Below are 4,853 nucleotides of genomic sequence, written 5' to 3' on the forward strand. Positions count from 1 at the left end.
TAACGAAGAACCCAGCCAACCGGCTGGGTTTTTTGTATGCGTAAGAAAAATCTGGGTGTTTGCCAGCGAGACTTCAATGCGTTTGCACTGGGCCGCTGCCGGCCTGATCGCCTTTCAAAAAAAGTATTCTATGCTGAAAGGGGCCCCTGCAATTTGCAGGGCTGGAATGTCGTCCATCGTTGACCCTTGTCATCAATAAGCTAAGCGGGGGATCCCTTCATGTATTTACGTACTTTCTTTGTAGGAACTGTTGCATTGTTGTTAGCAGTCTTTCCATTCATTACGGTAAGTAAAGCCATGAGTGAAACGCAATTGCATAATGCGGCTAAACAAAATGACACTTCCCTTATCATTCGACTCTTGGCGGAGGACGCAGAAATAGACGCGCGTGATAGCAGTGGTGCGACAGCGTTGTTAATAGCCTCCCGCGCCAATGCAGTCGAAGCGGCTAGGGTCCTCACCGAGTCTGGGGCTGATGTCAATGCGAAGGACAGCATCCTTGACAGCCCCTATCTCTATGCAGGCGCGCGCGGTCATTTGGAGATCCTCAGGATGACGCTGACGCATGGAGCTGACCTGAAAAGCACTAACCGTTACGGTGGGACGGCGCTTATCCCAGCCGCGGAGCGCGGGCATGTTGAGACGGTACGAACTTTGATTGAGGCAGGAGTCGACGTAGATCACGTTAACAATCTTCACTGGACCGCGTTGCTGGAGGCAATCATCTTGGGCGACGGGCACGCCCGCCATCGGCAAATCGTAGAGTTGTTAGTTGAGGCAGGCGCTAATGTTAACTTGGCGGATGGTAACGGCGTGACGCCACTGCAGCATACAAGCGGTGCTAACTATCAGGATGTCGAAAAAATCCTTATCGCTTCTGGCGCCCACTAGTGTATGGCCACCAGGTCATTGGATGAAATCGGGCGGTTGCTTATGCAAGTATCTTTGGGTGGATAGGAAAACTGTGCATGTCGGTCGGCAAGCCTTTTTCCGTAGTTTCATCAAGCTCGGGCATGTAATGCCCCAGCATTTCTTGCTTACGCTATACCGCGAGCACATCGCTTTGCTTGTAATCTCGATACCGTAGCTAGTCGTCTGTCAAAAATAAACCTTGCGAAGCTTACCTCTTGATTCGCACAGCTGCTCTAGAAACTGAGCAACCTAGCATCCGCTAATTGATACGGTAACCAGCTGACCCTCCATTTCTCGTGAAAAGTCACCAACGACCTCAGTACCCGAAAGCATCGCCCACTCGCTAGCTGATCGGAGACAAAGTCTATCGAGCAACTCTTATGCGGCCGATACAGCGCGTGCAACAGCAGGAAGTCATAGGCAGGTTGCTGAGTGGTAAGCTCTTTAAGGCACGCTCTTAAGGCATCGCCTTGTTTATCCGGCTATTGATGCCGATACGCCTTTCGGAAAATAACTACAAGTTGCCAGGCGAGTGCTCGCTGATCCGCTCACAATTAACCAGATTCCGAGCAGCCGTTTATAAGTTGTTGGATTACCATTTAATTGAAAGGGTATCCTCCATAGGCTCAGCTTTAAGCCAGCGGACTTGCTGTGTCAGTTGTAGCGGGCAGCCCAACGTGCGGCACAAGGCGTCTGCTTTGGCACTTGCCTCATACTTCTTGATAGCGCCAATGATCTGCTCTTTGGTATAGCTTGTCTTTTTATAGTTAGATCGCCGTTAACCAGGGTTAGCTGGGAGTCACATCGAGGGGGCGATGTTAATTTTATGGAATCTTAATGCTAATAAATACATCAACTTATTAGTGTATGGTTTCTTATGCCTGCTTATAAGCAGTTGTAATATTAATAAGTACAATGAAAAAAAATAAAAAAAGTGAAGTAAAAAGCCAAGGCGCTGCTATATTGATTTTGAGCATTTAAAGATACTTAATGTAAGGGTCGGGTATCTCATTGAATTAAAGTAGATATTTAATGCGACATTTATGAGGCGTGTAGCAGGTTACAATAAGCACTTTTCTCAATCTAGATACATTCTTCAGGAGAAGCGCAATGAAACAACACGTTACTCTCACTGCCCCAGCAACTGCATCTGCATTACATGTCTTACCTCACTCGGCTATGGCAGTTAATATCATTACATTCGATGCTGAAGTCATCACTCAAACTTGCGTAGTGAGCATTAAGAGAGCAACAGGTCCTGTAATTTTACTGTCGGGTATGCCTAAAGCTGATTTAGACGGTACTGTTGGTAACGTTGGTGGCGAGACTTCCTTTAATATCAATCTGGTTGGCTGTGCCGTTGGAGCGATGGCCGAAACTTACACCACCCGTTTTGCTGCGGTTGGCCCTGCCACATCGGGCAGCTCAAGTAACACTGCGGCTTCTGGAACTGCTGACATAGCTCTTCAGCTTCTGGATGGACCCAATGGTGGGCCACTGGACTTTAGCAATGGCGCCGGAACTATAGAACTAGCCGCAGGTGATAAAACTGCCTCAGGAACCTACTGGCCACCCTGGCTTAAAGCACAGGATTTTGTTGGTTTAAAGCTGGGAACGTGCAGAAATTGCGGTCTATCAATAATCAGACTGATCAAATTGACTGACCAGATTAAGCGCTGGGGGTTCGGCTTTTACTCAACGGTTTTTCGGCTCCCCGTCTATCTAAACTGTATTTTCTGTCTTCGAATTGCGTTTTCTCGGAATTGTCAATCTGGCTCTTTGATTCTTGATCTGTAGCAATGAAAGAAGCAACGAAGTACCTTAATATAGTTGCACCCGCAAGATATATTCGGCCAATTACTAATTCCCTGCGGATAACTTCTTTTGTTTTAAAGTGATAGTGAAAACAGATGCTTGCCAGTGACTTATGCTTGATTGGTTTCTTATAGGCATTTTAACGAGAATAGAAAACAATGGTTTACCAGCATATGGCTACCATACTTTATGGTTGCTTGTTGGAACTTTGGAGTATCTAAAAAGTACTGAGAGTAGCCAAGGGTGAGGAGATGATTTAAAGACGGCGTAAAAATGGAACTCTGTCATATTAATTTTGAGCATGTAAATTATGTTTAGCTCAAAGGTCAGATATCTCATTGAGTTAATGTAGATATTTGATGCGTCATAAATGACGCATGTAGCAGGTTGTAATAAGCACTTTTCTCAATCTAGATACATTCTTTTGGAGAAGCACAATGAAACAATACGTTACTCTTACTGCCCTAGTGTCAGCATCTGCATTGCTTGTCTTATCCCACTCGGCTATGGCAGTTAATACCATTACATTCGATGGTGAAGTCACCACCCAAACTTGTACAGTGAACGTTGAGGGATCAGCAGATCCTGTAATTTTGCTGTCGAGTATACCTCAAGCTGATTTAGACGGTGCTGTTGGGACCCCTGGTGGTGAGACTTCCTTTAATATCAACCTGGTTGACTGTGCCGCTGGAGCGGCGGATGAAACTTACACCACCCGTTTTGCTGCGGTAAACCCTACCTCAACGGGCAACTTGAGCAACACTGCAGCTTCCAGAGCTACTGGCGTAGCTCTTCAGCTTCTGAACGCACCCGGTGGTACTCCCGTGGACTTTAGCAATGGCCCCGTCGATGCCGGAACTATAGAGCTAGCCGCAGGTGATACAACCGCTTCAGGAACCTATGCCGTTCAATACATTTCTGAGGATGCTTCCGTGGGGGTGGGGCCCGTTACAGGAGCCGTAATGTACACCGTACGATACGAATAAACGTACAGCCATAAAGTTATGTAACTGCTAGATAGTCGAATTAACATCTCGGCTATCTAGCTGCCCTTTGTTTCTCTTCTTTACAAAAAAGGCGCCACATGACAAGTAAATCAATATCTGCATCTAAAAAAATTCTATTGTTATTCTTGATTTTTTCTCTGCCCGGATTGACACATGCCAGTCTGATTATTACAGGCACGCGTGTCATTTATGAGTCTACGAGTACGGGTAAAAGTGTAGAAATATCGAGTTCAGATGACTTCCCGAATATCGTTCAAGCATGGATAGATGCTGATGAGAACAGTATAGGTCCAGGCGAAGCTGATGCGCCTTTTATTGTCACCCCGACTATTGCAAGAGTAGATCCCATGGGGAGCCAGACCTTGCGTGTGCTTTACACGGGCAATGACCTGCCTTCAGATAGAGAAAGTATTTTTTACCTCAATGTGCTTCAGATTCCGCCGAGCAGCTCTGAATACTCAAACACCAATCATTTGCAATTTTTATTACGCAATCAGATTAAATTTTTTTATCGACCCTCTGGATTAAAGAATAACCCTACTTTTCATCCTGATAGTATTGCATTTACGCTCGTAAATAATGGAGGGCATGATTGGGCTATAAATGTCGAAAACACAAGCCCTTATTACGCCTCTTTTAGTGGAGCCACAGTAACATCTAATGGGCGAGCTATAGACCTACAGACAACCATGCTGGCTCCTTACAGTAAAGATAGCTAGACGGCTAAGCTATCTGGCTCGCCCCCAAGTGGAGAAATAACCCTTAAGGCGCGATTAATTAATGATTATGGGTCGATTGAGGAGATCACCCATGCTTTACACCCTTAAGGCAAGGTCACCTGGGTTATCGCTGTTCCTGTTCACGATTATTTTTCTTTCTGCTAATAAAGCGAGTTTTGCTCAAACAGAGTATATTTTTGATGATTCCTTGTTAAAAGGATGGAGCAGCACACAAGGAAATCTTTCTCGTTTTAACGATACAGAGCAACGTGATGCCGGTCAGTATGATGTTGATATCTATGTTAACGATAGGCACAGAGGTCATAGTATTGTTGATTTTCAAATTAACCCTCAAACGAATAATCTAGAACCTTGCTTTACGGCCGAGCAATTAGATGAG

6 protein-coding genes are annotated in these 4,853 nt (G+C 45.4%); all 6 read left to right on the plus strand.

What is annotated here, in order from left to right; translation table 11 throughout:
* Nucleotides 1-199 (plus strand): hypothetical protein (locus tag FKN99_RS17820; RefSeq protein WP_216658160.1); only part of this gene is annotated, 199 nt, incomplete at its 5' end.
* Between the two features lie 20 nt (nt 200-219).
* On the plus strand, nt 220-891 hold the full coding sequence (locus FKN99_RS17540) for an ankyrin repeat domain-containing protein (protein WP_172119075.1): 672 nt from the start codon (nt 220-222) through the stop codon (nt 889-891).
* Between the two features lie 1,131 nt (nt 892-2,022).
* Entirely contained in the window at nt 2,023-2,709 is a 687-nt protein-coding gene (locus FKN99_RS17545) for a fimbrial protein (RefSeq protein WP_172119076.1), read from the plus strand.
* A gap of 455 nt (nt 2,710-3,164) precedes the next feature.
* The gene (locus FKN99_RS17550; protein WP_172119077.1) at nt 3,165-3,713 is read left to right on the plus strand and encodes a fimbrial protein; all 549 of its coding nucleotides are present in this window, start codon (nt 3,165-3,167) and stop codon (nt 3,711-3,713) included.
* A gap of 98 nt (nt 3,714-3,811) precedes the next feature.
* Nucleotides 3,812-4,453, plus strand: coding sequence for a fimbrial biogenesis chaperone (locus FKN99_RS17555; RefSeq protein WP_172119078.1), 642 nt, complete (start codon nt 3,812-3,814; stop codon nt 4,451-4,453).
* 91 nt (nt 4,454-4,544) lie between these two features.
* Nucleotides 4,545-4,853: FimD/PapC N-terminal domain-containing protein (locus FKN99_RS17560; RefSeq protein WP_216658161.1), on the plus strand; the 309-nt coding region annotated here is incomplete at its 3' end.

The sequence above is a fragment of the Halomonas hibernica genome (assembly GCF_013183775.1).
GTDB classification, from domain to species: domain Bacteria; phylum Pseudomonadota; class Gammaproteobacteria; order Pseudomonadales; family Halomonadaceae; genus Vreelandella; species Vreelandella citrativorans.

Coding starts and splice junctions, on each gene's coding strand:
- FKN99_RS17550 (WP_172119077.1), top strand. CDS start 3,165: ATGAAACAATACGTTACTCTTACTGCCCTAGTGTCAGCATCTGCATTG.
- FKN99_RS17555 (WP_172119078.1), top strand. CDS start 3,812: ATGACAAGTAAATCAATATCTGCATCTAAAAAAATTCTATTGTTATTC.
- FKN99_RS17540 (WP_172119075.1), top strand. CDS start 220: ATGTATTTACGTACTTTCTTTGTAGGAACTGTTGCATTGTTGTTAGCA.
- FKN99_RS17545 (WP_172119076.1), top strand. CDS start 2,023: ATGAAACAACACGTTACTCTCACTGCCCCAGCAACTGCATCTGCATTA.